Below are 26,277 nucleotides of genomic sequence, written 5' to 3' on the forward strand. Positions count from 1 at the left end.
TCGGCCACCCGCCGGGTGCCCCGTGGGCTGAATCACAGTAGGCTCGAATGAGCTAATCTGCCGTTTGTGCGGGTGAGCAAGCAGCGAGTGACGCAAAGGAGATGTCATGGAGTGTGCTGGTTCTGTTGCCCTGGTGACGGGCGGGGCGTCCGGGTTGGGGCGCGCAACGGTGCAGAGACTGCACGACGACGGCGCGTCAGTCGTGATTCTCGACCTCCCGCAGTCAGAGGGGGCGGCGTTTGCGGATTCGCTCGGCGAGCGGGCGCTGTTCGTTCCCGCCGATGTGACCGACGAAGGCCAGGTTCAGGCGGCGGTGGACGCCGCCGTCGGGCTCGGACCGCTGCGGATCGTGGTGAACTGCGCCGGGGTGGCGACTCCCGGGAAGGTGCTGGGCAGGGACGGCGTGCTTCCGCTTGAGCAGTTCGCCAAAGTCATCAACATCAACCTCATCGGCACGTTCAATGTGCTTCGGCTCGCGGCGCAGGCCATTGCCGCTACAGACCCGGTGCAGACGGAAACCGGTACGCAGGAGCGTGGCGTCATCGTGAACACTGCCTCCGTCGCGGCGTTCGACGGGCAGATCGGCCAGCCTGCCTACGCAGCGTCCAAGGGCGCGGTCGCCGCAATGACCCTTCCGGTGGCGCGTGAACTGGCGCGGTCCTTCATACGTGTCATGACCATCGCCCCTGGAATCTTCGAGACGCCTATGATGGCGGGCCTGCCGCAGGAAGCCCAGGACTCCCTGGGCCAGCAGGTTCCCCACCCCTCGCGGCTGGGGAAGGCTACCGAATACGCGGCGCTCGTGCAGCACATCATCGAGAACCAGATGCTCAACGGTGAAACCATCCGGCTGGACGGCGCTATCCGGATGGCACCCAGGTAATCCCGGTTGCAACTTAGAAAGGACAGCTCAATGGAGAGCAGCCTCCCATCCGCAGACTTCCTCGGATTCGAGTCCCTGCTCAGCGGGGCCGAGCAGGCCAAGTTGGAGGATGTACGCGACTTCCTGGCGAAGGAAATTGCCCCTCACGCCACAGACTGGTGGAACCGCGCCGAATTCCCCATGGAAGTGCTGCCCAAACTCGCTGCCCTGAACCTCAGCACGCCCGTACAGCAGGGATACAGCCACCTTTTCAGCGGGATGGTGATCGCTGAGCTCACCCGAGCAGACACCTCCCTCGCCACGTTCTTCATGGTGCACCATGACCTCTTCGTCGAAGCGCTGCACGAGTTCGGTACCGAAGACCAGAAGAACCGGCTTCTGCGGGACGCAATGGACCTCACGGTCACCGGGGCGTTTGCGCTGACGGAGCCCCAGCACGGATCGGACGTGGCCGGCGGGATGGCCACCATCGCAACGCGCGACGGCGACACCTGGGTCCTCAACGGTGCCAAGCGCTGGATCGGCAACGGCACTTTCTGCGACTACATGCTGCTGTGGGCACGGGATACCGCGGACGGCGCGGTGCGCGGTTTTATCCTCGATGCGAACCTGCCCGGCGTCACCAGGACCATCATCGAGAACAAGATCGCCCTGCGGACGGTGCAGAACGCAGACATCACCCTCGAGAACGTGCGGGTCTCCGAAGCGGACCGCTTCGCCGGAATCAACAGCTTCGACGACACCAAGCGCCTGCTGCGCGGCTCACGCATCCTCGTGGGGTGGCAGGCTGTCGGGCAGCAACTGGCCGCATTCGACGCCGCCCGGGACTACGCCGTCAAACGCCACCAGTTCGGCAAACCGATCGCCAGCTTCCAACTGGTCCAGGAGCAACTGGTCCGCATGCTCGGAAATACGACGGCGAGCCTTGGCATGATGGCCCGTATTGCCCAGTTGCAGGAAGCTGACCTGCTCGACGGTCCGGGGGGCGGCAGCGTCCGTGCGGACATGGCGCAGGCTGCGCTCGCGAAGTCCTACACGTCATCTTTGATGCGGGAGACGGTAGCGCTTGGCCGTTCCATCTTCGGCGGGAACGGCATCGTCACGGACTACAAAATGGCCAAGATTTTCTCCGACGCCGAGGCGATCTACACCTACGAGGGCTCGTACGAGATCAACGCGCTCATAGCAGGCCGCGCCATCACCGGCGTTTCGGCCATCCTGTGAATTCGACGGGACGAAGCGTCACGGCTCAACTCCGGCGGTAACCGTCACTGTCCGGCTCGTCGATGTACTCGTAGTCATCATCATCCTCATCGACCAGGTCTATGGGTGGCAGGTTGGCTGTCTGCCGGGCGCGTAGGTCCCGCCGGTAGGAGTGGTCCACGCGGTGGCGGCGTGATCCGGCGATGATGAGCATGAGGAAGACCGCCAGCGCGGTGGCCGCAGCGACGGGCATGGATTGCAGCCCACCGATCAGCCGCTCCACGATGATCCACGCGAATCCCCACACCAGGGCCAGCGCGACGGCGATGCGCCCGCGGTCCAGCGAACAGATCACACTTCCAACAACGACGACGACGCCGAGTCCCACCATTGCCCAGATAAACGCGTCGTCAGTGAGCCAGTTGAAGTCCTCAAGCGTGACGACGGCAGCGGTATGGCTGAGAGCCGTGAAACCGGTCCACCCGAGGAACAGCCCTAGCGGGACATCCACCAGCGCACCCTCAAGGCGGGTCGCCGCCGACCATCGGTTGAGCCAGCGCAGCGACACCATGAGCGCCATGAGCAGCCCGCCATGAAGCCCGAGGCTCAGTACGAACTGGTCGGCCTGAATTGCCATCGCACTGCCGAGGTTGAGCAGCAGCGCTGCGATTACCACCCAGCCGAGCCTCCGGTGGCGCGGGCTGTCGATCTCCGTGGGCAACCACTGATGCACCGTGTATGCGATCATCCCCAGGCCGATCAGCGCCCAGATATACAGCGAGAACAGGCTCGGCGATACAAGCGTGAAGTCAGGCGAGAAGAGTTCGGAAGCCTGGATTTCGGTCACGCCGCCGAACAGACCCACCACGGCAGCAGTGCCCACGAGAGTTCCAATGACGGTAAGGGTGACAAGGTTGCGCCGTATCTGGTCCGCCCGCCACGAACTGACGTTCGCGGCTGCACTGCGCCCGGTCGATGCTGTCCACGACGCCGTCTGCCTGCCCGACTTCGCCATCCAGGCTGATGCGGTGACGGCGGTTGCCTTCAGTTTTTCCGGTACCGCGTTGTCTGCGGGGACGATGCGTGCGCCGCCAGCACGACGTTCGGTGCGGGAGGGCACGCCCGCCGTCGTCGTGCTTTCCGTAGCCGGCGCGCTGCCCGCGCCCGCCGTCGCCGTCGTCGTACTGCGTGGGTCCGAATCTCCGGCGGGTACCGAGGCTTTCGGCTGAGCGGCTTTCAGCCGGTCAAGGACGCTGTTCCCCTGTGCTGGTCTATTCGTCGAGGGGGGCCGGGGAGGTTGGTTCGGCAGCCGGTGGTCGGGTGGAGTCGGCATGCTCATGTGTTTTTCGAACCTCCCGGCGCTGCTTGAGCGCGAAGAACGCGGCAATTATCAGTCCCACCAGAGTACCTACACCCATTCCCAGGAGTGCACTGGCCCACATCGGGAACCCGGTTGTGACGTCGGAGATGAAGCCCAGGCCCACCAGCCAGCAGGACCACAGGAAGCCTCCGACGGCGGCGCAGCCCATGAACGGGCGCATCGGAATGTCTGCGATTCCCGCTGCGGCGACGCCCGCTGTCCGTCCGCCCGGCAGGAAGCGGAGTGCGATGACGCCCGCGTAGGTGGGCGATTTGCCCGCCTTTTCGACGGTGGAGCGGATCCCGCGGTGCACGGCCCGGCCCCACCTGAACCTGTCCAGCCAGTGCGTGAGCCGGTTGCGGAAGAGCATGAACAGGGCGAGGTCACCAAGCCAGCTACCAACGACAGCGGTCAACAGCGCAAGAGGAAGCAGCACCGAACCCTCGGACGCCAGGGACCCGGAGGCGATGACGAGGAATTCCGAGGGCATGATGGGTGCGAACACATCTGCGATCACCACAATCAGGGTGGCCGGATGAATCAGCACCGACCACTCGGAAATGCTTGACAGGTCCACCCACCACAATCTACAGGCGTAGACGCGCTATGAGCACGTACTTTCCGTCAACGCGGACAGTTCAAGGCCGCTGGTGAACGACGCCGGACGCGAAGTTAGCGGGTCGGTAAATTCGATGTGGCGGGCAAGTAGCTGGAGCGGCTTGGAGTAGTCGTCCTCCTGCTGCGGCTGGAGCACTGGGTAGAACGGGTCATTAAGGATGCCGAGCCCGAGGCCTGCCATATGCAGCCGCAACTGGTGCGTCTTTCCCGTGTGGGGTTGCAGCCGGTAGCGACCCACGCCGCCGCGCTCGCCGACGAGCTGGATCCGTGTCTCCGCGTTGGGCTCGCCCTCGACCTCCTGCGCCAACAGATAGGTGCGGGACTTGATGATCCGGCTGCGCACCGTGCGCGGGTGAACGTCAAGCTCCAGTGAGGGATCGACGGCGGCGGCTGCCTCATATTCCTTGCGGATCAGCCTGTTCTCGAAGAGGAGCTGGTACGCGCCGCGCGTAGCCGGGTTCGTTGAAAACATCAGGATGCCGGCGGTCATCCGGTCGAGGCGGTGCATGGGGATGAGGTCCGGCAGTTCCAGCTGAACCCTCAACCGCACCAGCGCCGACTCCGCGACGTACATCCCGCCCGGTGTGGTGGGGAGGAAATGCGGCTTGTCCACCACCAACAGGTTTTCGTCCTGGTGCAGGATGCTCACCTCCACGGGCAGCCGCTTCTCGATGGGGAGTTCACGGTAGTACCAGATGAAGGTGTGCTGGCTCAGGGGGGTGGCGCGGGTCAGCCGTTCGCCCCCGAGCGCCACCACTTCACCGCGGTCGAATCGCTCGGCGATCCCGTTGGGATCCACGTGGTCCCACCGGTCGAGGATGTATTCCAGCGCGGTGGCCCACGGACCCTCCTCAGGCAGCCGCAGCCGCGTGGCGTTGACACCGTTGCGTACTGGGAGCGGGGACTGCATCACCCATCAAGCGTACCGGCGGGTCAGCATCCTGTGATCCGGTACAGCCTCGCGTCACCTTCACTGTCGGCCAGTTCAAACCCGTTGCCCTCGGTGAGGCTCTGCAGCCCCGGCACGCTCACGGTCTCTCCCGGATGCACCGATTGGCTACCGAAATCCAGGACGTAGCCGGCGCCGGTCTCCGCGACCGCAGCACACACTTCCGGCTTGCCGGTCATCTCGTCGAGCGATTCGAACAGCAGCCTGCCCGCTGGGGTGACCGGCGAGGTGCCGTAGGGGAGGAGCGTGGCAAGTCCGGTGTATGAGTAGGAAAGCGATGCGCCCGTGAGCGGCACCCCGACAATGACCGAGCCTTCCTCGACCTCCGAAGGAAGCCCTTGGATCAGCGCGAGTTCGTCAACGGTCAGCAGGTGGGAATCTTCGGTGAACCGGTACTTCGCGGCGGCTTCGGCAACGCCGCGCTGCACGGCTCCCAGCGGCGCCAGAGCCACGGCCGCCAGTACAAGTACGATGGCGGCCGCCCCCATGCGAGCCCCGCCACCCGTTTGCAGCACCCTCCGGACCCCGCGCTGCTTCCCGATCAGGTCAAGCAGCGCCACTGCTCCGACAGCGGCTACAAGGATCCCGGCAACGGGCAGCATGGCGCTGATCCGGAAGTAGTCGTTGTACCAGACGCCGCCGAAGATCCACCGTAGGTCCGGTGCTTCCTTCCAATTACCCACGACAAACAGCGTTGCGGCGAGGGCATACAGCGCGAGCGTCCACCGGTGACGCCTGCGATAGAGCACGACGACGGCGCCCACCAGGGTGAGCGCGGCGGCAAGGTACGCCGTGGGCCGTTGGAGTGGCGACTGAAAGAGGACATCAGTGAGCGCGCGCCCAACATCACCGAGTTCATCCCAGTTATCTGAGCTGCCCCGTGGAGGGCGCAGCCGCATCCATACGGTTCCGAGGACCAGCAGAAACAAGCCGAAGCCAGCCAGCGTGTGCCAGAACGGCGCCGTGCCCCGCCGGATCCTCGCGTACATCGCCGCGCCCACGATCGGCAGGCTCAACCCCAGGGCGCCGACCATCGACGCGGGGTGGGAGAGCGCCAGCCCCGGAAGTACTCCCGCCAGCAGCAATAGGTTCGCGGCCGTCGTCGTGCGCTGTGGTGCGCCCACGCCCAGCAACTGGATGACGAGGCCCAGCACTGCAGGCAGGATGGCTATCGAGAGCATGAACGGGAACACCACGCCGAACTCGAGGAGCAGGTAGGGGAAGCTGCTGTAGGCGCCGGAAAGCACTGCCGCGACGAGCAACGCGGTGCGGCGCTCGCCGGTTACCCGGGTGACGAGGAACAGGCAGCCGGTGCTCCAGATTGTCACGATGATTGCCAGGTTCACGACGTTGATCGCGGCGGGGATCGACACCCCGGTTGAAATCATCACGACGGACACCAGCGCATGCCAGCCCGCCGGGTAGAAGACCGGTGCGCGGGTTCCCAGGTAGCCGAGGTGTAGGGAAGACGCGTTCAGCACCTCACCGATGTAGCGCAGGGCGTTGAGGTGGAAAATGTTGTCGTGGGATTGAGCGATGTTCTGCGGGTCGCCGAAGATCCACAGCATGATCCCGCCGACGGGGACGGCCGCAACTGCCCACGCGATGAGCGTCCAGCGGAGGGAACGCCCCGGATCCATGGCGATGAACCGGCCGAACCGCCGCCGGACCAGCCACAGCAACAGGCCCACGGCTGCGCTCACCGCGATGAGTGGCGTGAGGGACCAGTCGATCCCCGCCAGGGCGGCCGCTTCGGCAGCGACGACGACGGCAGTTACGCTCAGCGGGCCGGCCAACGCAAGCAGGGTGAGCCGCTGGAGGCCGAGCGCCGCGCCCCACACCAGACCGGGGCCGAGCAGCACTACGAACGCCACCAGGAATCCCGGTAGCACGGTTAGCCAGCTCATGGTCTCCCTAGGTCTTTGGCCGGTTGGCAGTGCGGGCAGTGGTAAAGCACGCGCTGTTCGAATTCGTTGTCGCCCAGTTCGCTGCGGACTACCTTGGTGCCGCAGCGCAGGCACCCGCGGTCGGCTCTCCCGTAGACCCACAGCGGGTCCCTGAGCAGGTTGCCGGTGGTTGCGCGGGTGGAGCGGGCCTTGTTCACCTCCAGCAGGCGGTGGGCGAGCTCGACCATCCGTGGCAGGTTCTTCACCTCCCCCACCGGAGTGAGCGGGTGTTCGCCCGCCAGGAAACAGAGTTCGCAGCGGTAAACGTTACCGACTCCGGCGAGGTTCCGCTGATCGAGGAGTGCCAGTCCGATGGGACGGTCAGGCTCCGCGCGAAGTCTCCGCAGCGCCTCTTCGGCATCCCAGTCCCGGCCCAGCAGGTCGGGTCCAAGGTAACCGACGGCGTCGTCCTCTTCCTTCTGCGCAATTACCCGGAGGAATCCAAGCTCGAACCCTACTGCGGTTTGCGTAGCGGTTTCGAGGATGCAGCGGGCCTTGAACGCTGGCCGTCTCCACTTCCCACCCTTGGGGTAGACGTGCCAGAGCCCTTCCATCTTCAGGTGGGAGTGGATGGTCCACTCCTCCTCCACACGGATCAGCAGGTGCTTGCCGCGCGCGACGACGTTCCTGACTGTCATGCCCGTGAAGTCGACCGTGGCGAACTTGGGTACGCGGATGTCGCACCGGGTGAGCTGTTGCCCATGCAGCGCCTGGTCGAGGTCGCGTGCCGCGCGCCAGACTGTATCCCCCTCAGGCACGGATCCTCAGCCCCCGCGGCGTGGTGTAGAAACCAGCCGCTGCCAGGGCGCGGCCTGCTTCGGAATCCAGCGCGAACTCTCCGTTGATCTTCTCGACCGCCATCTTGTCCGTGGCACCCTGCCGGATGGCACGGACCAGCGCCTCGGCTGCTGCGGCGAGCACACCGGCGTCTTCGGTGTACGTCAGCACGGTTTTACCGCCACGTTCCACGTAGAGCGCCAGTTCCCCGTCCACCAGCACCACGAGCGCGCCGGCCTTCCTGCCCGGGCGGTGTCCGCCGTCGTGCTGCGGCCAGCCGAGGGCCGCACCGAACGGGTTGGCCGGGTCAGTGGCAGCGAGTGCGACGGCGGAGGGAGCCTTGGCGTTCGTGGTGAAATTGGGATCGGACCGTGCGTCCGAGCTGAAGGACCGCAAGCGGTCCACGGTCGCAGGAACTGCGAACTGCGCGGCACCGAGGTGCTCGATGAAGTAGCCCCGGCGGCACCGGCCCATCTCCTCAAGCCGGGAAAGCACCTTGTACATCAGCCCGAACCCGCCGGGAATGCCCTCACTCACCACTGCGCCGCGGGTGAGCACTCCGTACCGGTCCATGAGGAGCTCGGCCGTGGCGTGGGCGTGGATGGTGGCGTCGCTCTCGGGTGCGGGGAGCAGCGACCACCGGCCCGCCACCTGTGGAGGAGTGCTCCGCTGGTAGCCGCTGGCGCCGGCGTCGTTCACTGCCAGCCGCATGCTGGCCCCGGTGAGGGACGGCGCCCGTCCCAGCCGACCCATCCTGGCCGACCTCGCCCGCGGGGTGGGGGTCCGCTGTTTGTGGGCCGTCTTGCCGCCGGCAAGCAGCGCACGCACGGGCGTGAAGGTGTCATTGCCGATGCGGCCAGCCCACACCAGGTCCCAGAGCGCTGCGGTCACCGCTGTGTCAGAGGGCTGTTCGCTCCTGGAAAGCCCCTGCACGAGCTGCCTGAAAAAGTACGCCCCGCCGCCGGAGAGGAGGTCAAGGAGTTCCTGCTGCACAGCGGTCGGCTCGAACGCGGGATCCGGTAGCAGGGTAAGGGGTGCGTTCTCGGCAAGGTGCAGCGAGATCCAGCCGTCATTGCCGGGCAGCGAACCCGCACCGGACCACACCACTTCTCCGGTTGCGGCGAGCTCATCGAGCATCGCGGGCGCGTAGTTGGCGACCCTCGAGCGCAGGATCAGCGGTTCCCACGCGGAGGCCGGGATGGGCACGCCGGAAAGCTGGTCGATCACGGTGGCAACGCCGTCGAGCCCTCGAAGCCCCGAACCCACGTGCTGCCATACGGGAAGGAAACGGCCGTACGCGGCCGGGTCCACCGGCTCCACCTCGTGCCGGAGTGCTGCCAGCGAGCGGCGCCGGAGCCTGCGCAGCACCTCGGCGTCACACCACTCGCTGGGCGCGGCTTCGTGGGCGGGGGACGCACCGGTGGGCCGGAACTCGCCCTCTACGGCACGTCCGTCAGCTGAGAGCCGCTGCAGGGCGGTGAGGACGACGGCGACACCCAGGCCCAGCCTCGTGGCAGCTTCCGCGGCGGTGAAGGGGCCGTGCGTGCGGGCGTAACGGCTCACCAGATCACCCAGTGGGTCAGGGACGGGCTCGATGAAGGCGAGCGGAACGCCCATCGGCAGCGGCACGCCCAAAGCGTCACGCAGCCGGGCGGCGTCCTCTACCGCGGCGATCCGTTCCTCACCGGCGACGTTGACACGCAGTGCCCGGTTGGCCTTGACCAGAGCGTCGACGAAATCGGCGGTGCCCTCAGGCTCTTCGGAGCGCTCGGTAATCTCGGCGGCGGTCAACGGGCCAAGGATTCGCAGCAGGTCGGCAACACCTTCGAGTCCACGGGCCTTCCGGTCTGGTGCAAGCCGCTGCAGCTCCAGTTCGGTTTCGGCGATGACACCGGCGTCGAGGAGTTCGCGAAGTTCAGCGCGCCCCAGCAATTCGTTGAGGAGGGTCGGGTCCAGGGAAAGGGCTGCGGCCCGGCGTTCCGCGAGCGGGGAGTCGCCTTCATACAGGAACGAGGCGACGTACCCGAAGAGCATGGTGCGCGCGAACGGCGAGGGTTGAGGTGTGGTGGTCTCAACGATGCGCAGCTCACGGCGGTCGATCTGCCCGGCAATGTCCTTCAACGCCGGGAGGTCATAAACGTCCTGGAGTACCTCCCTGACAGTCTCGAGGATGATCGGGAAGGTCGGAAACTTCCGCGCGACGTCGAGGAGCTGCGCGGAGCGTTGGCGTTGCAGCCACAGCGGGCTGCGCTTGGAGGGGTTCTGGCGGGGAAGGAGCAGGGCGCGTGCGGCGCACTCGCGGAAGCGGGAAGCGAACAGAGCGGACCCACCTACCTGAGCGGTGACGATCCCATCGAGCTCCTCGGCATCGAAGAGGAAAAGCTCGGCGCCGGGTGGTTCATCCTCCATGAGCGGCACCCGGAGGACTATGCCGTCGTCGGAGGCCATCGCTGACCCGTCCATGCCGTAGCGCTGTTCCAGGCGTGCACCGACCGCCAGCGCCCACGGAGCATGGACGGGCATCCCGAAGGGGCTATGGAGGACTACACGCCAGTCGCCGAGTTCGTCGTGGAAGCGCTCGACGACGAGCGTTCGGTCATTGGGGACCACCTCAGTGGCCTCCTGCTGTTCGCGCAGGTAGGTGAGCAGGTTGCCCGCTGCCCATTCGTCGAGTCCGCTGTTGGTGCACCGGGCGGTTGCTTCTTCATCGGTCGCATTGGACAGCTCCCGGACAAAGCGTCCAAGCGCCTTGCCCAGTTCCACGGGACGCCCGAGGGAATCGCCCTTCCAGAACGGCAGCTTTCCGGGCTGGCCGAACGCAGGGGTGACCAGCACGCGGTCGTGGGTGATCTCCTCGATCCGCCAACTCGTGGCCCCGAGCGCAAAGACGTCGCCGACCCGGGATTCGTAGACCATTTCCTCGTCAAGCTCGCCCACCCGCCGGCCCCCTCGGGCGGAGTCATCCGAACCCACCAGGTACACACCAAACAGACCGCGGTCCGGGATGGTGCCGCCCGACGTGACGGCCAGCCGCTGCGCACCGGGCCTGCCGGTGATGCTTCCTTCGACCCGGTCCCAGATGATCCGGGGACGCAGTTCAGCGAACTCATCCGACGGGTAGCGCCCGGCGAGCAAGTCCAGGGTCGCCTCGAACGCGGACCGCGGGAGGGTGGCAAACGGCGCCGATTTCCGCACGACGTCGAACCACTCCTCCACGTCGATGGTCCCCAGGGCGGACGCCGCAACGGTCTGCTGGGCGAGGATGTCCAGCGGATTGGTGGGGATGAACAGCGGCTCGATCTGGCCTGCGAGCATCCGCTCCACTGTGACGGCAGTGTTCACGAGGTCACCGCGATGCTTCGGGAAGAGGACTCCTTCGGACACCTCGCCGACCTGGTGGCCCGCGCGGCCCACTCGCTGCAGCCCGCTTGCCACCGAGTGCGGCGACTCGACCTGGATCACCAGGTCAACTGCGCCCATGTCGATGCCAAGTTCCAACGACGACGTCGCCACCACGCAACGCAGCCGGCCGGACTTGAGGTCATCCTCGATCATTGCCCGCTGGTCCTTGGAGACGGAACCGTGATGGGCGCGGGCGAGAAGCGCTTCCGCGCCCTCGGTTTGGCCTGCTTGTGCCATTATCTCGGCGGGCGGTCTCGCCGGTGGGACGGGTTCTGCGCGGTCCGTGCGGTCGGCGCGCTCCGGGCCGTTGTCCGCGCTACTGTCCCCATGCGTCTTCGCGAGCTCCGCTGCTTCCCTGCGTTCGGCATGGATTTCGTTCAGGCGGGCGGTCAAGCGCTCAGCCAGCCGGCGCGAATTCGCGAAGACGATCGTGGAGCGCTTGGTCTCGATCAGGTCGACAATTTTCTCTTCGACGTGGGGCCAGATGCTCGGCTGGGGGGTGGGGCCGCCGTCGTCGTCGTTGGTTGGTGGTCCGCCCAGTGCGGTCATGTCCTCGACTGGCACGGTGACAGTGAGGTTCCATGACTTCTTCGACGGCGGGGCAACGATCTCCACCGGGGCGCTGCCCGCGAGGAATCGCGCGACTGTCTCCTTCGGCTCGACGGTCGCGGAAAGGCCGATCCGCTGCACCGGCCGGTCCAGCATCGCATCGAGGCGGGCCAGTGAAACCGCCAGATGTGCGCCGCGCTTGGTCCCGGCGACGGCGTGCACCTCATCGATGATCACTGTGTCGAGGTCCATCAGCGTCTCGCGGGCACGTGAAGTGAGCATGAGGAACAGGGACTCAGGAGTGGTGATGAGGATGTCCGGCGGGCGGGTCAACAGGGCCCGGCGCTCGGCCTGCGGGGTGTCTCCGGACCGCACGCCCACGGTCACCGACGGTGCGGGGAGGTCCAATCTTTTGGCGGTCTGCGTGATGCCGATCAGTGGTGCCCGGAGGTTCCGTTCAACGTCGACGCCGAGTGCCTTCAGCGGCGAGATATACAGCACGCGCGTGGACCGCTTGCCCTCGATGGGCCGGGCAATGAAGCTATCCAGTGCCCAGAGGAAGGCAGCGAGGGTTTTGCCTGATCCAGTGGGGGCTACGACCAGCGCATGGGAACCCGCCGAGACCGCGTTCCATGCCCCTTCCTGGGCAGGGGTGGGCGCGAGGAAAGCTCCCTCGAACCACTGACGCGTGGCGGGCGTGAATTTCCCGAGCACCGATTCCATCGCTTCATCATCTCTCACCGCTCTGACAATTTTTGGCAGGGCGGTCTCACTCAGCGCGGAAGGAGCGTTGGCGACAGGGGGTTACTGCGGCGCGAGGTGCTCCGCTGGGCTGACCGACATGATCACAATGCTCGTCGCGGCGCAGGCAGTGCCCGCCTGATCGACGACGAGTGAGTCTGTGGCGTTCGGCGGGTACACGCGCAGGCCGGTGGTGTCGGTCACCTGGCAGTCGGCGCCGAAGTTCTCGGCGCGGGTCTGCTTCACGGCGGCAATCGCCGATTCGCCCGGCGCAAGCTTGACCTCGGGGGATTCGCCTGGCTCGCGTTCGGCGGGTGCTCCCACCTGGTTGCCGGCAGCGTCGACGAAGGACACTCCCGGATACCCGGTGATGTCACACTCTCTGTCCGAGATGTTGGTGAAGATGAGCTGCCGGTACACGCTTCCGGCCGCGCCGCCGCCCATCTCCGTCTCCAGGACGGCGTCGAGCATGCCTGCCGTGCAGACTCCCTCAGCTGCGGGTTCGGAGGTCGCGGGGTCGGTTGGTTCGGGAGTTTCGGCCGGCTCAGTTGTCTCAGGCGGCGCAGTTGTCTCGGCCGGTTCCGTTGTTTCCGCGGGCGCGGACGACGTCGCGCTGTCGGTGGCTTCGTCCGTCGCCTCGGTGGTTGAGGCCGACGACGACGGCGGGGTCTCTTCCTCCGCCGCGTTATTTGCGGTGCACCCGGCGAGGGTGAGCGTTCCAACAACGACGACGACGGCAAGCCACTGGGGCGCGTATGCACGGGTGTTCATGGGTCCACCCTTATGCGGCAGGCCCCCTGCGTCAATCAGCCTCCCCGGCGCATGGCCGATTGACGCAGGGATTGTTACCTGTTCAGCCTCGGACTATGCCTTGACGTTGCGGGTGCGGATCAGCGCGACGACGCCGGCGAGGAGCCCGAGCAGGCCTGCCCCGAGTCCCACCCACCCGGCGGCCGATGACCCGGACGAGTCGCTGTTCGTGGATGCGCTTTCGAGGCTGGCGGCCTCCGCGGTCTCCTCCTCGGTGGCTTCTTCCTCCCCATGTTCCCCTTCAGCTCCGGTCAAAGTGACCGTGGGCGCGGGTGCTTCGAGGCTGTGCGGGTCTTCGCCCTCTGCGGGGATCTCGGCCCAGTCGGTCTCGCCCTCGACGCAGCTCTGCAGGACCGGGAACGCGATGGTTTCCCCATCAGCGTCAGGCAGTTGGACTGACAAGTCCATCTTCTGCAGGTAGCCGTCTTCGACGGGTGTTTCTGCTGTGTACACGATCTGGCCCACCCGCTCGGTGACGCTTGACCCATTGTCCAGGGTGAGCGGCTCGTCAAGGGTTTCGGTGACCTTCTCGACCTTCCAGCCGGGAACGATCTCCGGCTTGGCATCAATCAGCGGCTCCGGTAGGGAAATGGTCAGCTTGTTGGTCGAGGAGCCGTCGCAGCCGTGGGAAAACGCGACGGTGAGGTTGGCGTAGGCGCCGGCTGCAGTGGTGTCAGCTTTGACTGTGACGTGGGCGGCTGCGCCCGCAAGCCCCAATCCCATCAGGCCAGTAGTGGCTACGGCCGCGGTCAGGGTACGGCGAACTGAAGTCTTCATGGTGTTACCTCTCAATGGTGCTGTCCGTCAGGACAGTCGGGTATGGAATGCGCGTTGAAGCGCTGGCATGACGCCGGGTAGTGATCAGTGAGAGGTGAGGAGCGGTGGACCGCGTAGCGGCCGGATATTCAGGAAGGGGTGTAGGTAGTTCCGCGCAGGTTCGTCCGGAACGGAAGCGAGCCTCGCATGCGGCGGGAAGGTTGCGAGCCGCGGCAGCGCTGCAAGCGGTTGGAACCAACGCAGCGCGAGCAGCAGCGCGGACTCGCCGTGGAACAGCATGAGGGCAGTCACGACGACGGCGGCAGCGTGGGCCGCGAACATCAGCGGACTGTCGAACACGGCGAACGCGTGGGAATGCTCCATTGCGCCGGCGTGTGCGCAGTGCACCTGCTGCGTACCGAAGTGCCCGCGCATCGCAGGAATGCATGCCGCCGTCGTCGTCAACGTGGTGAACGCCTGGTGGAGGGCGAACTGGCCGGCGCCGAGAGTGCCGATGACGGCGGTGAGTGAGAGCTTTTTCCGCGCCAGCACGGTCACCGCGAGCAGCGTGGACGCTGCCAGTGCGGCGAGGATCAGTGGACTCGGCAGTGCCGCTCCGCCAGCAACGTGTGCGCCGGTAGCAAGGGAGAAGACGACGACGGCGGTAGCCACTGCCCGCACGATGCGTGCGTGAGTGCTGGCCATCAGTCCCCTCCTTCTCTGGATTGTGCGCCGGAGCTTGAGCTTCTACGGCATGTAGAAGCTCGGGTGCTGTCCAACTGTATTCGCTGCCGGTGACAGTTTGGCTCGGTCGGGCGCCTACTCGTGATGATAGGAGCGGCGCCCTGCGATCTCCTGGGACCGGTAGAGCTGTTCAGCGAGGATGAGCCGGACCAGCTGGTGCGGAAAAACCAGGGGTGAGAGGGACCAGATGAAGTCTGCCCGCTGGTGTATTTCCTGGTTGACGCCGTAGGCGCCGCCGATGATCACCGTGAGGTTGCGGGAGGCATCGAGCTGCTGCTGCAGCCTGGCCGCCAGCGCGGGGGAGTCGATGGCCTTGCCGCGTTCGTCAAGGAGGATGACGTAGTCGGTGGCGTTCTTCCCGGTGAGGCGCTCGAGGAGGCGGGCGGATTCCTCCTCGCGGGCGGCATCGCCTTCGCGGGCTGAGTGCGGGATGAGCTGCCAGGTGAGGTCGAAGGGCTTTTTGAGCCGCTTCTCATACCGGGTGATGCCCTCGGCTACCCATGATTCGTGTTTCCGGCCGACTGCCAGTGCGCGCAATACCATGTCTCCACGCTAGTACCGGCTCGGGAATGGGACCGCCGCGCTAGGGGATGATTTTCTGGTCGCGAAGGTTCTGGAAGATTCCCAGGAACATTTCTTCCGTGTCGATGTACTCGTGGAATCCGGAGCGGCGGGCTTTGGAGCTGTCTGAGAGGACGTCGTAATCCCATGCGAAGACGAAGTCGCCGAATTTCCAGGAGGAGATGTCTTCGTAGGGGATGGGTTGCAGGCCGTGTTTGAAGCTCATGTTCTCCCAGAGTGGCGCTTTGTCCTCCATGATGTTTGCGAGCGACATTGGTAGGGGCGGCGCGGTTTCCAGATCGAAGAATTTCGCAATCTTCGGCCACATGCTTTCCCAGCGGAAAAGGTCGCCGTTGGTGATGTTGTAGGCCTGGTTAGCGCTGGAAGGGTTCGTGGCTGCCCAGACCGTGGCTTTCGCCAGAAGCCCGGCGTCAGTCATTTCAATGAGGCTGGAGTACGCGCCGGGCTTTCCGGGGAACCGCAGCGGAATGCCGAGTTCCTTGCTGATGGAGGCGTAGACGGCGATGGCCATAGCGAGGTTCATGGGATTGCCCAGGGCAATACCGCACACCACGGAGGGCCGTAGCGCGGACCAGGTCCAGGTCTTGCCTTCCTGCTGCGCTTCGAGGAATTGCTGCTGGTCAACGTTGAACTCCGGCGGCATATGCGCGGGAGCGTCCTCCTTTGCCGGGGTTGCGAATGGACCCAGATGCGCTCCGTATACCTTGTAGCCCTGCATTAATGACACATGTTCCAACGCGGGGGATGCGGCTTCGATGACTTCAACAGTATTGACGAGCATCGCCAGATTGGGTGCAACCAGTTCGGTCCAGGACGGCCGGTCTTGGAAGGCGGCGTAAAAGATGTGCGTCACTTCCGCCAACGAAGAGAGCTTCCGCTCGGTGTCATCCCGGTCAAGCAGGTCCACAGCGATGTACCGCACCCGACCGTTGTCCTTCCCACCTCGCCGGGAGAGTCCAATGACGTTCCAGTCGCCAAGCTGATCGAGATGATCGACCAGGTTCCCACCGATGACTCCGCGCGCCCCTACAACGAGGGCTGTCTTGTCCGCCATGTATCCACCTTCTAATCGTCATATCGTGAAATTACGATCTTATTTCTACCACAACATCGGTAGATCGCGAATTGTCGATAGAATGGTCAGATGAGCGGGTTAAATGACGAAGAGTTGGTTCAGGTGTTCAAGGCGTTGGGGCATCCCACGCGCCTGTGCATCATGCATTGGTTGAAGGACCCTGAGTCTTTCCCTGCCCAGGAGCAGCCAGCGATGGAGGTGGGCGTGTGCCTGAAACATATTCAGGCACGGGCGGGTGTCTCGCAATCAACCGCGTCACAGTTCATGGCCACACTTCAGCGCGCGGGACTGGTTACCAGTCAGCGCATAGGTCCTTGGACCCACTACCAGAGGAACGAGAAAGTCATCAGGCAGCTTGGCGGGATCATCTGAGGCCGCGCCGGTGGGGCGCAATTCCGCGCGGGCGTAGGGTGGAAGCATGAAGAAAATCCTCATGGTACTGACCAGCGTTTCGGAGATCGGCGACACCGGAGAGAAGACCGGCTACAACGTGGCCGAGGCCGCGCACCCCTGGAAAGTGTTCAAGGATTCAGGGCACTTCGTCGATTTCGCCTCAATCAAGGGCGGGCAGCCACCGCGGGACGAAGTGGACTCGAAAGACCCCATCCAGGTCGCCTTTACGGAAGACGAAACCACCCGCGCCGGCCTTTACAACACTGCCCGCGTGGACGTGGTCGATCCGGACCAGTACGACGCCGTCTACCTCGTGGGCGGCCACGGAACCATGTGGGATTTCCCGGAAAGCAAGGGCCTGCAGAACCTCGTGGCCAGCGTCTACAACGCGGGCGGCCTGGTCGGTGCTGTCTGCCACGGGCCGGCTGGCCTGTTGAATGTGGAGTTGGACAACGGGCTTCGCCTCGTCGAGGGCAGGGAAGTGGCTGCCTTCACCAATGACGAAGAGGTTGCCGCAGGGAAAGACAAGGTCATCCCGTTCTTCCTGGCCGACAGTCTGGAGGAACAAGGCGCCACGCACGTTTCCGCTGAAGTCTTCGAAGAGAAAGTCGTGGTCGACGAACGGCTGGTGACCGGCCAGAACCCGGCGTCGGCTGCTGGTGTGGCCAAGGAGATGGAGAAGCTTTTCGCAGAGGTCATCCATCAGGAGAAGGCCGAAGAGCAGCACGATGCCGAAGCTCTGCGCGCCGAGAAGGATGCTGAGAAAGCCGCTGCGGAAGCTGAGCAGCAGCAGTAGAAGCGTCAGACGAGAGAAGGCCCTGCATCCCAAAGTTCACATTGGGGAGCAGGGCCTTCTCAGTTGGCGGTGACGGTGGGATTTGAACCCACGTTGGCTTTTACACCAAACAACATTTCGAGTGTTGCACCTTCGGCCGCTCGGACACGTCACCAACGGTGTCACTTTACCGGCTCAAGAGCACCACTCCCAAAATGGGCCCGAAAGGCTTCATCGGCGCACCAAAAGTGTCAGCGAAGAAGGAAAGAAAACCTGGTGGCGTTGGCTTGCACGCTGGGACGTCAGCACAAACCGCTCACTTTGCTTCCACGTGGTGGGAGACTGCGATGTCCAAGAAAGTGTCCAACAAGATCATGTCCCGGCGATTTCTGGCCGTTCGACTTGCGGAGGTTGCCAAGGTCGACGGCGTCGTTCTTGCGCAGGCTCCTGCAGGACGGTCAGTGCCTGCGCACCTCGAAGAAATCAGTCAGCAGGCGTGCGCACTCCTCTTCCAACACACCGGGGAAGACTTCAGTCCAGTGGTTCAGCCGACGCTCCCGCAGAACGTCGAACACAGAACCCGCGGCCCCGGCCTTCTCATCCCAGGCCCCAAAAACAACCCGCGGTATCCGCGCCAGCACACTCGCCCCGGCGCACATGGAGCACGGTTCGAGCGTCACCACCAGCGTGCAGCCCTCAAGCCGCCATTCCCCAAGCACTTCCGCGGCACGCCGGATGGCGAGGACCTCAGCGTGTGCGGTTGGGTCGCCCGTCGCCTCGCGCTCGTTCCAACCGGTCCCGAGTACTGTGCCGTCCGGACCGACGACGACGGCGCCGATTGGCACGTCCCCGGTGTCCAGCGCCCGCTGTGCCGCCTGCAACGCCAAACGCATCAGTGCGGCATGATCCGGTGCTGAGGAGGCGGGGAAGGGGGGCATGAGCCCAATGATACTTTTGACCAATGCGAGTACTGGTTGTCGACCATCCCCTGGTAGCCCACAAACTGACGGTTCTGCGGGACAAAAATACGTCGTCGCCCGTTTTCCGGTTGCTGACCGAGGAACTGGTCACGCTCCTCGCTTACGAGGCCACCCGCGACGTCCGGGTCGAGCCCGTGGAGATCGAGACGCCGGTGACCTCGACCATCGGAACCGGCCTCGTCAAGCCGACGCCGCTCGTGGTGCCGATCCTGCGAGCTGGCCTTGGAATGCTGGAAGGAATGACCCGGCTCGTCCCGACGGCCGAAGTGGGGTTCCTGGGGATGGCGCGGAACGAGGAAACCCTCGAAGCGATTACCTACGCCGAGCGCCTTCCTGACGACCTGACGGGCCGCCAGGTCTTTGTACTCGATCCCATGCTGGCTACCGGAGGTACGCTGCGCGAAGCGATCAAGTTCCTCTTCCGCCGGGGCGCCGCTGACGTTACCTGCATCTGCCTGCTCGCTGCCCCCGAGGGGTTGGAAGCCCTGAAGCAGGAACTGGATGGGAAAAACGTGACTATCGTGCTCGCATCCATCGACGAGAAGCTCAACGAGAAGTCCTACATTGTGCCCGGCCTGGGCGATGCCGGAGACCGCCTGTACGGCGTGGTGGGCTAGTCGGGCTGTTCCTGCGCGGGGTGTCCAGCGCTAGACGAGTTGTGATTGGTCCAATCTGGGCAACCGGTTCACATAGTGGACGATCCGACACCACACGCGGTCAAGAATGGTCATATTGTCGATTGGGAACGGCGCGTTTCTGCGGGAGGATGACAGTTCGTCCATTCGTCGGATAGTCCAAGATGCGGACTCTTTATCATTGTTACTTGCGCGTAAGTGATTGTTACGTGCAATAATTCGGATTGTGAACACCAACTCAGCAGCATCTGCAGCCGCAGCTAGCCTCCCGGGCATCATGTCCGCATCGGGAACACGCTGCTGTCGAATGTGCGCGTAACGGCCTACCCCCTCCCTTTACGCATTCCCTAGCCCAACGGCGGGCTCCACAGAAGCTCCATCTCGACCGGGCACACCCCTGCATTCGAGCCGTGATGACGGCGATTCACCATGAGGTTTAACATGACCGTTTCTTCCGGATACGTCCACATCTCCCTCCGCAACGCGCAGAACCGAGCCAACGCCCAGCGTCAGGCCTACGGTCAGCGGCCCGGCTTCCCGCAGTACAGCCAGGCGGCGCCAACCTACCCCGCTGGTTACGGGCAGTTGACGCCAGTACCCTCGCCATCAGATGCACACCCGATCACGGCGCCTGTGCCCGTAGTGGCCCCGAACGGAATCCCAGGGCCCCAGCCCGTAACCGGAGATACCACCGCCCGGGGTTTCGTTCTCTACGTTGCCCTTGACGAAGACACTGCGGCAGAGCATGGCACCACGCTGAGCAAGCTCGCCCAGGACGTTCGCGGCTACGTTCGCTCACTCGTTCCAGGCGCTCAGAGCCACGCCGCCGTCGCGCTTGCTCCGGCAGACGCCGTAGGCACCGATATCGACGTCGTACGCCAGGCTCTGGGTGACCCCACGGTCAGCCGCCGCCCCCGCGCGGAGCAGCAGCCGACGCCCTCGCCCGCCCCGCGGCCCACTGGTGTCCTGATCGACCTCTCACGGCGCGAGGTACACCTCGACGGCGAAATCCTGAACCTGACGTTCAAGGAATTCGAGCTGCTCAACTACTTGGTCGAGAACGCTTCCCGCACCGTTGGCCGCGAGGAACTGCTCTGCGGCCTGTGGCGCAACGCTGATGAAGTACCGAACGAGCGCACCATCGACGTGCACATCCGCCGCCTCCGCTCGAAGCTCGGCCGCCTTGCCAACACGGTCCGCACAGTCCGCGGCCAGGGCTACCGTTTCTACGAGCACCCCGAGGTTGTCGTGTGGGCTGCGCCGGAGTACTCAATCTAGTCGGAGCCCCGCGAGTCTCCTCGGCCTAGGATGGGGTGGTGTCTTCCCACCACTTGAAGCGTCTGATGTTGCTGCGCCACGCCAAATCCGACTGGCATGGCGGGGTGGAAGACCACGAGCGGCCGTTGAGCGCACGCGGGCATCGCGATGCGCCGCTCATTGGGCGCTGGATGGTGGAGAACCGCGCCGTCCCTGACCTCATTCTGACGTCCACCGCTGTGCGGGCACGCCAAACGTGCACCTGGGTGTGCAGTGAACTAGGGGACAAGGCGCCGACTCCCCGGCTCGATGCCGCGCTGTACGGCGCCACGCCCGCGCAGATGCTCGCCGTCGTCAACCGTGTTCCCGAAACAGCAACCAGTGTTCTCGTGATTTCGCACCTTCCGGGTGTTCAGGAGCTGGCAATGCGCCTTGCGTCCGTTCATTCCGACGAGGACGCTGTGGTGAACCTCGCCACCCATTACCCGACGGCGGGCCTCACTGTCCTTCAGTACGGCGGTCACTGGGCTGAGCTGGACGGGCGCGACGCCGAGGTCACCGACTTCGTGATCCGCCGGGCCTAAAGGCCGTACTTCTCGAGCAGGCGCAGCCAGACCTCGTTGATGGTTGGGTAGGCCGGCACAGCGTGCCACAGGCGATCCAAGGGCACTTCGCCCACGATGGCGATGGTCGCAGCGTGAACCAATTCAGAAACATCCGGTCCGGCGAAGGTCACCCCGACCAGGACTTTGCGGTCCTCGTCCACCACCATCTGGGCCCAGCCCTCATAGCCGTCAGCGTGGAGTGCGGAGCCGGCGACGGCGATCTCCAGCGAGGTCTCGCTGACGTTGAGGCCGTCCTTGCGCGCGGTCTCCAGAGTGCGTCCGGCCATCGCGATCTCTGGATCGGTGAAAACGACCTGCGGCACCGCGTACGCATTGGCCGAGGCAGCGAACGCGCTCCACTTCTCGGGAGGCCCGTTCAACTGGCCTTTCGCGCGGGCAACTATGGCGTCACCGGTCATCCGGGCCTCGTACTTGCCCTGGTGGGTGAGCAGAACCTTCCCCGCGGCGTCGCCGACCGCGTATAGCCACGGCTGGCCTGCCACCTGCCCCGATTCGTCCGTCTGGAGACCTTTGGTGTCCAGCCCGAGGTCCTCCAAGCCGAGGTTAGCCAGCGCCGCGTGCCGGCCGGTCGAGACGAGTAGCTTCTCTGAGTCGACCACTTCGCCGCTGGCAAGCGTCACGCGGTAACCGCCGCCGTCGTCGTGCACGGACTTCGTTTCGGTGTTCAGGAGAATTGTGATGCCGTCACGTTCGAGACCCTGCCGAACCAAGTCCGACGCCGGTGTGGGGTAGTTGCCCAGCAGTCCACTGCGCGCGATCAACGTGACCTTCGAACCGAGCCTGGCGTAGGCCTGGGCCAGTTCCGTGCCGGCAACGCCACCGCCAAGGACAGTGAGGCTCGCCGGGATCTCCTTTGCGGAGGTGGCCTCGCGGGTGCCCCAGAAGGCGAGGCCGCTGAGCCCCTCGATCGGGGGAACGGAGGGCTTGGAGCCCGTCGCGAGCACGACGGCGTGGCGCGCCGTGACTCGGGTGCCGCCGTCGTCGTTTGCAACCTCCACCGCCAGCTCACCGGTGAGGCGGGCCGTGCCGCGGATCAGGGTGATGCCGGTGGAATTGACCCAGTCCACCTGGGAGGAGTCATCCCAGTGGGAGGTGAATTCGTCGCGGCGGGCAAGGACCTGGCGGGCATCGAGCGTGCCGGTGACCGCCTCGCGGGAACCGGCGACAGCCCGCGCCGCGTTGAGGGCGGTACCGGGGCGCAGCAGGGCCTTGGACGGCATGCAGGCCCAGTAGGAACACTCGCCGCCCACCAGCTCAGCTTCGATCAGGGTGGCAGTGAGCCCTCCGCGGACAACCCGGGCGGCGGCGTTTTCACCGACAGCGCCTGCTCCGATAACGATGACGTCGGTGCTCTGTTCAGCAGTCATGCTCCTGAGCCTTCCACTCGCGTGAGGGCGGGGCAAGCGTTGGCCTGATTAAACGCAACCGCCCCGGAACTGATGTTCCGGGGCGGTGACTGTGGTGCGCGCGAAGGGATTCGAACCCCCAACCTTCTGATCCGTAGTCAGATGCTCTATCCGTTGAGCTACGCACGCATTTGAAGCTTCCAAGAAACTTCTTCCTGCCGATTGGCCGTAGACAACTTTACAGCCAATCTGGACCTAATCCTAATCGCATTGACCCCTCCGTGGGACTATTCAGAACCTAGACCGGTCTATGTGACCTTAATCACACAATAGACTATCTGGGCAGTCCAAGAACCGCGAGTTTCTGCGGAATCGATTGACCCGCACAAATTTCGGAGGACCCATTTGGCCGATTATCCGGGTCCCTGCGCCCCTAGCATCGTTACACCACACACCCAACGAAGGGAAGAGAAATGGGCGATTCCGTGCGACAGCCGCTGCTCGCAGAACGAGCGACTGACGAGGCCACAGTAACCGCTGCTCCAACAACTCACGCTGCACTGCTGGCCTGGGTCGAGGAGACAGCAGCCCTCACTCAGCCCGACCGGATCTATTGGGTCGACGGTTCCGCACAGGAGAACGCGCAACTGGCCGATGAGCTCGTTGCGGCGGGAACCTTCAAGCGCCTGAACCCTGAGCTGTTCCCCAACTCGTTCGCAGCTTTCTCCGACCCGGCCGACGTAGCCCGGGTCGAGGAGCAGACCTTCATCTGCTCCCGTGAGGAGCGCGACGCCGGATTCACCAACAACTGGATGGATCCGGACGTGATGAAGGACAAGCTGCGCGGACTGTTTGCGGGCTCGATGCGCGGCCGGACCATGTACGTGATCCCGTTCGTCATGGGCCACCTTAATGCTGAGAGCCCCAAGTTCGGCGTTGAGATCACGGACAGTGCCTACGTGGTGACCTCGATGCGGATCATGGCGACCATCGGCACGGCTGTGCTGGACCGCCTGACCGAGCTGAATGCTGACTTTGTGCCTGCGCTGCACTCCGTCGGAGCGCCGCTAGCACCAGGCCAGCAGGATGTCGCCTGGCCGTGCAACGACGATAAGTGGATCGTCCATTTCCCTGAGGAGCGATCAATCTGGTCCTTCGGATCCGGCTACGGCGGCAACGCGTTGCTCGGGAAGAAGTGCTACGCGCTGCGCATCGCTTCGGTGATGGCCCGCGACGAAGGTTGGCTGGCTGAGCACATGCTGATCCTGAAGCTGACCTCGCCGCAGCAGAAGACCTATTACGTGTCCGCGGCCTTCCCGTCGGCCTGCGGCAAGACCAATCTTGCGCTTCTCGACCCGACGATCGAGGGCTGGAAGGTCGAAACACTTGGTGACGACATCACCTGGATGCGCTTCGGCAAGGAGGGTGAACTACGTGCAGTAAACCCCGAGGCTGGCCTTTTCGGCGTAGCGCCGGGAACCGGATGGCACACCAACCCCAATGCAATGCGCGCCATCGCGAGGGGCAACTCGGTGTTCACCAACGTTGCGTTGACCGACGACGGCGGTGTCTGGTGGGAGGGCATGACCGAGGAGGTGCCCGCTCACCTCACGGATTGGCAGGGCAACGACTGGACGCCGTCGTCGGACGCTCCGGCGGCTCATCCGAACGCGCGGTTCTGCACGCCGATCGACCAGATCGACATGCTCGCCGAGGAGTTCAATGATCCTGAGGGCGTGGAGCTTTCGGCGATCCTGTTCGGCGGAAGGCGCAAGACCACTGTGCCGCTGGTAACTCAGGCACGCGACTGGACAAATGGAATCTTCATGGGGTCGACCCTGTCTTCGGAAACCACTGCTGCTGCAGCCGGTGCTGTGGGCCGTGTGCGCCGCGATCCAATGGCGATGCTTCCGTTCATCGGATACGACGCCGGTGATTACCTGCGTCACTGGCTCAACGTGAGCAGCCAGGCCGATCAGTCACGGCTTCCCAAGATCTTCCTGGTCAACTGGTTCCGCCGGACTGCGGATGGCGGATTTGCGTGGCCCGGCTTCGGCGACAACTCCCGGGTGATGAAGTGGATCATTGAACGCTTGGAGGGGACGGGTGAGGCTGTCGAGACCCCGATCGGGTTCATACCTGCGGCGGGTTCCCTCGACTTGACCGGACTGGACCTCTCGCCTGCTGACGTTGAACAGGCTGTGCGCGTGGACGCTGACGAGTGGGCCACTGAACTCGTGGGCATAGAGCAGTGGTACCAGGAGTTTGGCGAGTCCTTGCCGAAGGAGCTGTCTGACGAACTGGAAAGCCTGAAGAAGCGGTTTGCTGCCTAAAGGGACTTGTCCAGACAGGCCGTAATCCCGGCCCGCAGGGCATCATGCTGCGGGCCGGCGGGCGTTTCCGGGGGTCCGACCAGTTTGTTGCGGGATAAGTTGCGAGCCGCTGACTCTATTGCCTGATTTGCTCGAGCACAGCGGTGGTGAGGTTTTCGAGCGTCGCCGGGTCTTCAGCCTCGGCGTTGAGTCGAAGGAATGGCTCAGTGTTCGACGCGCGGAGATTGAACCACCACGAACCGTCAGTCGCGGTGAAAGTGAGGCCATCCACCTCATCCACAGTGACTCCGTCGCTCTCGAACTCCTCACGTACGCGCTCGGTGGCGGCAGCGGCATCGTCGACCTTGCTGTTGAGCTCGCCGGAGGAGAAATACGGCTCGTATTCGCGGCCGAGATCCGAAAGGGGGCGGTTCTGCTCGCCGAGGGCGGCAAGCACGTGCATCGCTGCAAGCATGCCGGTGTCAGCGTTCCAGAACTCGCGAAAGTAATAGTGGGCGGAATGCTCACCGCCGAACACCGCGCCCTCTTCGGCCATGACCGCCTTGATGAAGGAATGGCCGACACGGGTGCGTACCGGCCGCGCGCCCTCGGCACGCACCAGTTCGGGCACAGCGCGGGAGGTAATCAGGTTGTGGATGATCACCGGCTCCTGTTCACCGTTTGCCTGTGCGCGGCGGATCTCCCGGCGGGCAACCAGCGCGGTGATGGCGCTTGGGGACACGGGATCACCGTTCTCGTCAATCACGAAGCACCTGTCGGCGTCGCCATCGAACGCCAAGCCGATGTCAGCGCCGTTGCTGACGACTGCGCGCTGCAGGTCCTTGAGGTTCTCTGGCTCCAGCGGATTTGCAGGGTGGTTCGGGAAGGTGCCATCGAGCTCGAAGTACAGCGGAATGATCTCTAGCGGGAGTGCCTCCAGGAGCGCACGGTCCAGTACCGCTGGGGTGGTCAGCCCGGCCATGCCATTGCCTGCGTCCACTACTACTTTGAGCGAGCGGATTCCGGAGAGGTCCACAAGCGAACGCAGATACTCGGCGTATTCCTTCAGGATGTCCTGGGAAGAGGTGGTCCCCGGAGCCTCGACAGGGGCAATTGCGCTGGCTTCGAGGTACTGTTCCGCCAGTTCCCTGATAGCAATCAAACCGGTTTCGGAAGAAAGCGGGACCGCGCCGGGACGTGACATTTTCATCCCGTTGTACTGCGCCGGGTTGTGGCTTGCGGTGAAGGTGACGCCCGCTGCGTTCAGCTTCCCACTGGCGTAGTACAACTCATCGGTGGAAATCTGCCCGAGGAAGATGACGTTCGCGCCGCGGGCCGTGGCACCGTCAGCGAAGGCCTGGCTGAACGCGGGGGAGGACGGACGCATGTCCCCTCCCACCAGAACCGATTTACCCGCAAGGTCCAGGAAGTCGACGAACGCCGCCGCGACTGCCCGAACGGTCTCGACGGTGATGGTCTCGCCAACAATGCCCCTTACGTCATAGGCCTTGAAGGATGCGGACAGGTCGATGGTTGTGTTCACGCTGGAAAGTCTAGC

Annotated in this window: 23 protein-coding genes and 2 tRNA genes; 9 read left to right on the plus strand and 16 right to left on the minus strand. The window is 64.5% G+C overall.

The window, feature by feature from the left end:
- Positions 1-106: 106 nt before the first annotated feature.
- Both ACWA1U_RS06615 and ACWA1U_RS06620 read left to right on the plus strand, forming a co-directional pair.
- Positions 107-883 carry a 3-hydroxyacyl-CoA dehydrogenase gene (locus ACWA1U_RS06615; protein WP_463724548.1) on the plus strand — a complete coding sequence of 259 codons (777 nt, stop codon included), beginning with the start codon at positions 107-109 and terminating at the stop codon, positions 881-883.
- Between the two features lie 30 nt (positions 884-913).
- Positions 914-2,107 (plus strand): acyl-CoA dehydrogenase family protein, encoded by a 1,194-nt coding sequence (locus tag ACWA1U_RS06620; protein WP_463724549.1) that lies wholly within the window; start codon positions 914-916, stop codon positions 2,105-2,107.
- A gap of 25 nt (positions 2,108-2,132) precedes the next feature.
- Here the strand turns inward: ACWA1U_RS06620 and ACWA1U_RS06625 are convergent, their stop codons facing one another.
- Entirely contained in the window at positions 2,133-2,969 is an 837-nt protein-coding gene (locus ACWA1U_RS06625) for a hypothetical protein (RefSeq protein ID WP_463724550.1), read from the minus strand.
- A 22-nt stretch (positions 2,970-2,991) separates the two neighbouring features.
- Between ACWA1U_RS06625 and ACWA1U_RS06630 the strand changes: the two genes are divergently transcribed.
- The gene (locus ACWA1U_RS06630; RefSeq protein WP_463724551.1) at positions 2,992-3,315 is read left to right on the plus strand and encodes a hypothetical protein; all 324 of its coding nucleotides are present in this window, start codon (positions 2,992-2,994) and stop codon (positions 3,313-3,315) included.
- A 42-nt stretch (positions 3,316-3,357) separates the two neighbouring features.
- On the opposite strand, the gene ACWA1U_RS06635 is transcribed toward ACWA1U_RS06630, so the two are convergent.
- From ACWA1U_RS06635 to ACWA1U_RS06680, 10 genes are all read right to left on the minus strand, one after another.
- The gene (locus tag ACWA1U_RS06635; protein ID WP_463724552.1) at positions 3,358-4,023 is read right to left on the minus strand and encodes a DedA family protein; all 666 of its coding nucleotides are present in this window, start codon (positions 4,021-4,023) and stop codon (positions 3,358-3,360) included.
- Positions 4,024-4,050: 27 nt separating this feature from the next.
- Positions 4,051-4,974 carry an RluA family pseudouridine synthase gene (locus ACWA1U_RS06640; protein ID WP_463724960.1) on the minus strand — a complete coding sequence of 308 codons (924 nt, stop codon included), beginning with the start codon at positions 4,972-4,974 and terminating at the stop codon, positions 4,051-4,053.
- A 23-nt stretch (positions 4,975-4,997) separates the two neighbouring features.
- Positions 4,998-6,920 carry a DUF6541 family protein gene (locus ACWA1U_RS06645; RefSeq protein WP_463724553.1) on the minus strand — a complete coding sequence of 641 codons (1,923 nt, stop codon included), beginning with the start codon at positions 6,918-6,920 and terminating at the stop codon, positions 4,998-5,000.
- Positions 6,917-7,717 carry an Fpg/Nei family DNA glycosylase gene (locus ACWA1U_RS06650; protein ID WP_463724554.1) on the minus strand — a complete coding sequence of 267 codons (801 nt, stop codon included), beginning with the start codon at positions 7,715-7,717 and terminating at the stop codon, positions 6,917-6,919. The genes ACWA1U_RS06645 and ACWA1U_RS06650 overlap by 4 nt, the downstream gene beginning before the upstream one ends.
- Complete coding sequence (locus ACWA1U_RS06655; protein ID WP_463724555.1) at positions 7,710-12,410, minus strand: ATP-dependent helicase; 4,701 nt, start codon at positions 12,408-12,410, stop codon at positions 7,710-7,712. The genes ACWA1U_RS06650 and ACWA1U_RS06655 overlap by 8 nt, the downstream gene beginning before the upstream one ends.
- A gap of 81 nt (positions 12,411-12,491) precedes the next feature.
- Positions 12,492-13,199 carry a DUF4232 domain-containing protein gene (locus tag ACWA1U_RS06660; protein WP_463724556.1) on the minus strand — a complete coding sequence of 236 codons (708 nt, stop codon included), beginning with the start codon at positions 13,197-13,199 and terminating at the stop codon, positions 12,492-12,494.
- A 93-nt stretch (positions 13,200-13,292) separates the two neighbouring features.
- Entirely contained in the window at positions 13,293-14,015 is a 723-nt protein-coding gene (locus ACWA1U_RS06665; RefSeq protein ID WP_463724557.1) for a YcnI family copper-binding membrane protein, read from the minus strand.
- Between the two features lie 84 nt (positions 14,016-14,099).
- Positions 14,100-14,699 (minus strand): hypothetical protein, encoded by a 600-nt coding sequence (locus ACWA1U_RS06670; protein WP_463724558.1) that lies wholly within the window; start codon positions 14,697-14,699, stop codon positions 14,100-14,102.
- A 114-nt stretch (positions 14,700-14,813) separates the two neighbouring features.
- Positions 14,814-15,281: a 23S rRNA (pseudouridine(1915)-N(3))-methyltransferase RlmH gene (locus tag ACWA1U_RS06675; RefSeq protein ID WP_463724559.1), complete on the minus strand. Its 468-nt coding sequence runs from the start codon at positions 15,279-15,281 to the stop codon at positions 14,814-14,816.
- A gap of 40 nt (positions 15,282-15,321) precedes the next feature.
- A complete protein-coding gene (locus tag ACWA1U_RS06680; protein ID WP_463724560.1) occupies positions 15,322-16,374 on the minus strand; it encodes an SDR family oxidoreductase in 1,053 nt (350 codons plus the stop codon).
- A gap of 90 nt (positions 16,375-16,464) precedes the next feature.
- On the opposite strand from ACWA1U_RS06680, the gene ACWA1U_RS06685 reads away from it, so the two are divergent.
- Together ACWA1U_RS06685 and ACWA1U_RS06690 are read left to right on the plus strand one after the other, a co-directional pair.
- Entirely contained in the window at positions 16,465-16,767 is a 303-nt protein-coding gene (locus ACWA1U_RS06685) for an ArsR/SmtB family transcription factor (RefSeq protein WP_463724561.1), read from the plus strand.
- A 46-nt stretch (positions 16,768-16,813) separates the two neighbouring features.
- Positions 16,814-17,584, plus strand: a complete 771-nt coding sequence (locus ACWA1U_RS06690) for a type 1 glutamine amidotransferase domain-containing protein (RefSeq protein WP_463724562.1) — start codon at positions 16,814-16,816, stop codon at positions 17,582-17,584.
- Between the two features lie 64 nt (positions 17,585-17,648).
- Here the strand turns inward: ACWA1U_RS06690 and ACWA1U_RS06695 are convergent.
- Both ACWA1U_RS06695 and tadA read right to left on the minus strand, forming a co-directional pair.
- Positions 17,649-17,738: transfer RNA gene (locus ACWA1U_RS06695), tRNA-Ser, on the minus strand.
- A gap of 283 nt (positions 17,739-18,021) precedes the next feature.
- Entirely contained in the window at positions 18,022-18,501 is a 480-nt protein-coding gene (gene tadA / locus ACWA1U_RS06700) for a tRNA adenosine(34) deaminase TadA (RefSeq protein WP_463724563.1), read from the minus strand.
- A 23-nt stretch (positions 18,502-18,524) separates the two neighbouring features.
- Here tadA and upp point away from each other — a divergent pair, with 23 nt between their 5' ends.
- From upp to ACWA1U_RS06715, 3 genes are all read left to right on the plus strand, one after another.
- Positions 18,525-19,160, plus strand: a complete 636-nt coding sequence (upp, locus tag ACWA1U_RS06705) for a uracil phosphoribosyltransferase (protein ID WP_463724564.1) — start codon at positions 18,525-18,527, stop codon at positions 19,158-19,160.
- A 459-nt stretch (positions 19,161-19,619) separates the two neighbouring features.
- A complete protein-coding gene (locus ACWA1U_RS06710) occupies positions 19,620-20,456 on the plus strand; it encodes a winged helix-turn-helix domain-containing protein (protein ID WP_463724565.1) in 837 nt (278 codons plus the stop codon).
- 38 nt (positions 20,457-20,494) lie between these two features.
- On the plus strand, positions 20,495-21,019 hold the full coding sequence (locus ACWA1U_RS06715) for a SixA phosphatase family protein (RefSeq protein ID WP_463724566.1): 525 nt from the start codon (positions 20,495-20,497) through the stop codon (positions 21,017-21,019).
- On the opposite strand, the gene ACWA1U_RS06720 is transcribed toward ACWA1U_RS06715, so the two are convergent.
- Both ACWA1U_RS06720 and ACWA1U_RS06725 read right to left on the minus strand, forming a co-directional pair.
- Entirely contained in the window at positions 21,016-22,428 is a 1,413-nt protein-coding gene (locus ACWA1U_RS06720; RefSeq protein ID WP_463724567.1) for a dihydrolipoyl dehydrogenase family protein, read from the minus strand. The genes ACWA1U_RS06715 and ACWA1U_RS06720 overlap by 4 nt on opposite strands.
- 92 nt (positions 22,429-22,520) lie before the next feature.
- Positions 22,521-22,596 (minus strand) — tRNA-Arg (locus ACWA1U_RS06725).
- Positions 22,597-22,880: 284 nt separating this feature from the next.
- Here ACWA1U_RS06725 and ACWA1U_RS06730 point away from each other — a divergent pair.
- The gene (locus ACWA1U_RS06730; protein ID WP_463724568.1) at positions 22,881-24,740 is read left to right on the plus strand and encodes a phosphoenolpyruvate carboxykinase (GTP); all 1,860 of its coding nucleotides are present in this window, start codon (positions 22,881-22,883) and stop codon (positions 24,738-24,740) included.
- 115 nt (positions 24,741-24,855) lie between these two features.
- Here the strand turns inward: ACWA1U_RS06730 and ACWA1U_RS06735 are convergent, their stop codons facing one another.
- Positions 24,856-26,262 carry a phosphomannomutase/phosphoglucomutase gene (locus ACWA1U_RS06735; protein ID WP_463724569.1) on the minus strand — a complete coding sequence of 469 codons (1,407 nt, stop codon included), beginning with the start codon at positions 26,260-26,262 and terminating at the stop codon, positions 24,856-24,858.
- Positions 26,263-26,277 lie beyond the last annotated feature (15 nt).

The sequence above is a fragment of the Arthrobacter sp. TRD_SC_6 genome, from assembly GCF_055361185.1.